This is a genomic window from Microcystis sp. M165S2 (assembly GCF_020245885.1).
Classification (GTDB): domain Bacteria; phylum Cyanobacteriota; class Cyanobacteriia; order Cyanobacteriales; family Microcystaceae; genus Microcystis.
On sequence record NZ_JADBTZ010000101.1, the window covers coordinates 1 to 5,142 of the forward strand.

Below are 5,142 nucleotides of genomic sequence, written 5' to 3' on the forward strand. Positions count from 1 at the left end.
AGGCCGAATTTGAAGTCTTTTCTGAACGAAACCCCCTACTATCTGTGGTCAAGGTTCAGTTTTTAGCTTGGTTATCGCTTTTTCCATTGTAGCTTAAAGCCGTCGTAAAACGACGGGGTTTTAACCCAAATTTTCGATAAACTGGAACCGATAGCTTGACAAGCAAATTTTTGTAAATTGAGTTTGAATCGATATATCTTTACAAAAGTATTGATTTAAACCTATGATATAAGCAGTGTGGGAAGTGTTCACCCGTTCCCCTCCATTCCTGCTTCTGTTTAGCAAAGCTCCTCAAGGCAGTAACAGAAGTGTAGCGCTCTAGAGGCTTCTCTTGATTCAAGCCACTTTACATCAACTGATCGTCTTTGAAGCGACCGCTCGTCATGGCAGTTTCACCAAAGCTGCTGAAGAACTATCGATCACCCAACCCACCGTTTCTACCCAGATGAAACAACTGACTAAAGCAGTGGGTCTGCCCCTATTTGAACAGATAGGCAAACGTTTGTATTTAACCGAGGCCGGACGCAGTTTATTAGTAACCTGTCAGGCAGTCCTCAAGGATCTTGATAACTTTGAGATGGCGATCGCTGATATCAAGGGCATTAAACAGGGTAAACTGCGTTTAGCGGCGGTATCCACAGCCCAATATTTAATCCCTCAGATATTAGGTCCTTTTTGTCAACAGTACCAAGGGGTAGATGTGTCCCTACAATTGACCAATCACCAAGATATAGAAGCAAGGATCATCAATAATGTTGATGACCTATATATTTTAAGCGAACCCCCCGAAGCTCTAAACCTCGAGATTCGAACGTTTCTGGAAAACCCCCTTGTCGTTATTGCCCGCAAAGATCACCCCCTAGCGGGACAGAAAAAAATTCCGATTAAACGGCTGCAAGGGGAACCTTTTATCATGCGAGAAATGGGATCGGGAATTAGACGGGCAGTGCAGCAAATTTTTCTCGACCATGGCATCACTGTATCTCTGCGTTTGGAAATCGGCAATAATGAAGCCATTAAACAAGCGATCGCCGGTGGTTTAGGAATTTCGGTTCTGTCTCAGCACGTCTTAAATTTAGATAATCCCAATGGGGAATTTGCCATCCTTGACGTGGAAGATTTTCCCATCCAACGCCATTGGTATGTGGTTTATCCCAAGGATAAAAAACTATCGGTGATCGCCAAGACTTTTCTTGATTATCTCCTCAATATTCAGCCCCAATCCCTCTTAAAAGTCAAAATTTCTGGATAAGAAACCCCATCTTGAACAAAGATGGGGCAGGGCAAAAATCAAATCAATCTAAACAGTAACAGGTTCTCGATCGAGGGGTTTAACGCGATCGAGCAGGGCCTGCAATTGTTGCCCTTCGATCACCTCTTTACTGAGGATTTCTTGGGCAATTTCTTCGAGTAAATCGCGATTTTGAGCGAGAATATCCAAGGCCTGCTGATGACCATTTTCGACAATCTCTTTCACTTCATTATCGATCGCTTTGGCCGTGTCATCGCTCACCAAGCGCCGGGGATTCATCATGCCATCTCCCAGAAAACTATTCTGTTGACCTTTTTCGTAGGCTAGGGGACCGAGGGTCTTACTCATACCATAGGTCGTCACCATGCGTTCGGCCAAGTCCGTCGCCCGCTGCAGGTCATTAGCGGCCCCAGTAGTAATACTACCGAAGATAATTTCCTCGGCAGCCCGACCACCTAAAAGAGTAGCAATTTGGTCGCGTAATTCCGTATCATCCATGAGGAAACGGTCTTCCGTGGGCATTTGCAGGGTATAACCGAGGGCTGCCATGCCGCGAGGCACGATCGAAATCTTGGCAACTTTACCACCCCCCGGCATAACTGCACCGACGAGAGCGTGACCAACTTCGTGATAAGCGACGATTTTCTTCTCTTTTTCCGACAGAACCCGGCTTTTCTTCTCTAAACCGGCCACTACCCGCTCGATTGCCTCATTAAAGTCCTCTTGGGCGACGGTGCTGCGTTGATTGCGCGCTGCCAATAAAGCCGCCTCATTGACTAGATTAGCTAAGTCAGCACCAGCAAAACCGGGGGTACGGGTAGCAATCTGTTTTAAATCCACACCCGATCCTAATTTTACCTTACCTGCGTAGATTTCGAGGATTTTTAAGCGTCCAGCCAGATCGGGGCGATCAACTAACACTTGACGATCAAAACGGCCGGGGCGTAAAAGGGCGGTATCAAGAGTTTCGGGGCGATTAGTAGCGGCCAGCACGATCACCGTCGCATCGCCGGCGTTAAAACCGTCCATTTCCGTCAATAATTGGTTTAAAGTCTGTTCCCGTTCATCGTTACCCCCCATAAAATTACCGTTAGCGCGAGATTTACCGATCGCGTCTAATTCATCGATAAAAATAATACAGGGGGCTTTTTTCTTGGCCTGTTCAAACAGATCTCGCACTCGGGCCGCACCTGCACCGACAAAGAGTTCCACGAATTCCGAACCTGAGATACTAAAGAAAGGAACCCCCGCTTCTCCCGCGACTGCTTTTGCCAGCAGGGTTTTTCCTGTCCCCGGCGGACCGACTAAGAGAACACCCTTGGGAATCCGCGCCCCGATTTGAATGTAACGTTGGGGATATTTGAGAAATTCGACGATTTCGGCCAATTCGGTTTTCGCTTCTTCCACACCGGCCACATCTTCAAAAGTGGTTTTGGTGGTATCTCCTTCCACATAGACTTTAGCGCGACTTTTGGTAATCGATAAAGCCCCGGCCGGACCACCGCCACCGCTGCGAGCGAGGAAAAATTGCCAAATACCAACAAAAATCAGGGGAGGAATCACCCAACTAAGGACACTACCAATCCAGCCATTTTTTGGTGGTGGTGCGGCGGCGAATTCTACGCCCTTGACTTCTAGACGTTTGGGCAATTCTAGGTCAAAAATCGGTGTAGTGCTGAAAATTCGTCCGTAGTTGCCCTCTTGGTCGTTTTTAAGCTGATAACGAATCTCATTCTGTCCCACGGATACCCTAGCGACGTTGCCATCTTCCACTTGGTCGATAAAGAGACTGTAGGGAACTTTGGGGACGCTAGGGCCAAATAATTGCGGGAAAAGGAGATTAACAATCAGAAATAAGCCGCCTACGGCTAATAAAACATTACCGATCAGGCGAGATTGTGAAGGAGGTTTGCTTTTTATACTCATTGCTGGGCCTGATTGATTAAAATTAGTCTCTATCCTTCCCTAATTGTAGGCTGTTGACTGCTCAAGTTCAGATTGAATCAGGCGGGGGGATTACCGTCGTCTTCGGGCGGTTTTTGCCCTAGTAAAGCCTCTAGACGGGTTTGGGCAAGCTCAAAATCCGGCGCAATCCCTAAAGCTTTTTGATAACAGGCGATCGCTGCTTGGGTTTCGCCCAAATTTTCTAGGGTACTGCCGCGATTGTACCAAGCTTGATAAAAATTATCGTCCGCTTCTAGCACCTGTTGCCAACATTCTAACGCTTCTTGCCAACGTTGCAGTCCGTATAGGGCGCTGCCCCTAGCGTTAATGACTTGGTGATCGTTGGGGGTGATTTCTAGGGCGCGATCATAACTATTTAAAGCTTCTTCGTAGTTACCGATCATGGCTAAGGCACTACCACGATTATGCCAGGCCGAGGCTAATTGGGGATCGATCGTCAAGGCCTGTTCCCAGTCGGCGATCGCATTTGACCAATTGCCTAAATTTGCCTGTTCTAAGCCCTGATTAAACCAATCTGCGGCAGTTTCAGGGTTTTTACCTTCCTGTGAGGAAAATTGAGCGATGAGACTATCAATAATGCTTTCTGCGTCCTTATTTTCGATGCCTAATTGTTCGGCCATTTGGCCCGCTAGGGTAGGATCGTTTTGCAGACGGTTAAATAATTCATCGAGGGTGAGGGTTTCTAATTGGGGATTTTCCGAGTCAACACCGTTAAAATCGCTAGTTTCACCCGAATATAAGAGATTTTCTGGGGGTTGCGGCAGGGAATAACTGCCCGGGTCCTCATCCTTGCCGGCGTATTCCCAGATTAAAGTGGCAGTTTCTTTGGTGTAGAGTTGATAACCGATCTCGTAGGAAGCTTCACCAATACGTTCAATCCCGGGAAAAGCGCGAGCTAATTCTCCTAAACGAATCATTCTGGTGGCGAGAAGTTGGTTAAGGGAAGCGGAGGATTGCAGACGGGTTCCAAAACGCTCTAACCATTCTACCCAATCTTTTTGCCGACCTCGATCGCCCAGTTTCTCAAAAAATCTCAGAATTCTGCCTTCGTGCCAACCGTGGGCCACTCCATCGAGTAACTGCATATAGAGAAACTCGTAATCTGTATCGGTTAGGGGAACAGATTCGATCGCTTGTACTTTCCCCTTTCCCCCTTGTCCCCCCAAAAGTCGGGTAAAAAAGTTTTCGATCGCACGCCAAAGTTTTCTTAAAAGTCCCTGCATTCTAATCTCGACACTGGTTTTATTAATCTTGCAAGCATCACCCAATTAGTCTAGCAGTTATCAGTTATCGGGGATTGACTCTCCCCCGCTAACCGCTCGCGCGGTGTAGCGGGGGATTCTCGGTTCTTAGGCTTTTAACTAGATCCACCGAGTTTAACCCAGTCGATCCCCGTCAAATCGCCTCCGCGAGCGTTTTCTAACACGGTCAGTCCGACCGCGTTTTTTCCTCGGTTCTCAATTACCTTCGCTGATGCCGTATCTCTCGGTTCAATGTGGCCGCAAGAATCACACCGGTGAACTCTTTCCGATAACGCTTTTTTACCAGTAATTGCGCCACAATTCGGACACTCTTGCGAGGTTCCGTTTTTATCAACCTTAAGATAATATTTTCCCCGTTTCCAAGCGACAAACGGTAATATCTCGTTAATAAAACTACCGATACCTGAATCCAGAGATTGTTTTCTAACGATCCCTCTAGACCAGGAAACGAAGTTAATATCTTCAAGGAAGATGTTATCAGCGATATCACAAAGGTAATGAGCTAGTTTAAAGTGCCAATCTCTACGAGTATTAGACACTTTTTCGTGTAATCTTGCTATCTTCTCCTGAAGTTTTAACCAATTGTTCGAGCCTTTGACTTGATGTTGCAAGCGTCTTTGTAGCAATTTAAGCTTACTCTGTACTTTCAACAAAAATCGAGGG

At 46.7% G+C, this 5,142-nt stretch carries 4 protein-coding genes; 1 reads left to right on the plus strand and 3 read right to left on the minus strand.

Features of this window, described 5'->3' with window-relative positions:
- The first annotated feature begins 331 nt into the window (after nucleotides 1-331).
- Nucleotides 332-1,252, plus strand: coding sequence for a LysR family transcriptional regulator (locus IM479_RS05400; RefSeq protein ID WP_287686133.1), 921 nt, complete (start codon nucleotides 332-334; stop codon nucleotides 1,250-1,252).
- A 48-nt stretch (nucleotides 1,253-1,300) separates the two neighbouring features.
- On the opposite strand, the gene ftsH4 is transcribed toward IM479_RS05400, so the two are convergent.
- From ftsH4 to IM479_RS05415, 3 genes are all read right to left on the minus strand, one after another.
- Nucleotides 1,301-3,178: an ATP-dependent zinc metalloprotease FtsH4 gene (gene ftsH4, locus IM479_RS05405; protein ID WP_287686134.1), complete on the minus strand. Its 1,878-nt coding sequence runs from the start codon at nucleotides 3,176-3,178 to the stop codon at nucleotides 1,301-1,303.
- 77 nt (nucleotides 3,179-3,255) lie between these two features.
- Nucleotides 3,256-4,440 (minus strand): tetratricopeptide repeat protein, encoded by a 1,185-nt coding sequence (locus tag IM479_RS05410; RefSeq protein ID WP_287686135.1) that lies wholly within the window; start codon nucleotides 4,438-4,440, stop codon nucleotides 3,256-3,258.
- Between the two features lie 134 nt (nucleotides 4,441-4,574).
- Nucleotides 4,575-5,142: RNA-guided endonuclease InsQ/TnpB family protein (locus tag IM479_RS05415; RefSeq protein WP_287686136.1), on the minus strand; the 568-nt coding region annotated here is incomplete at its 5' end.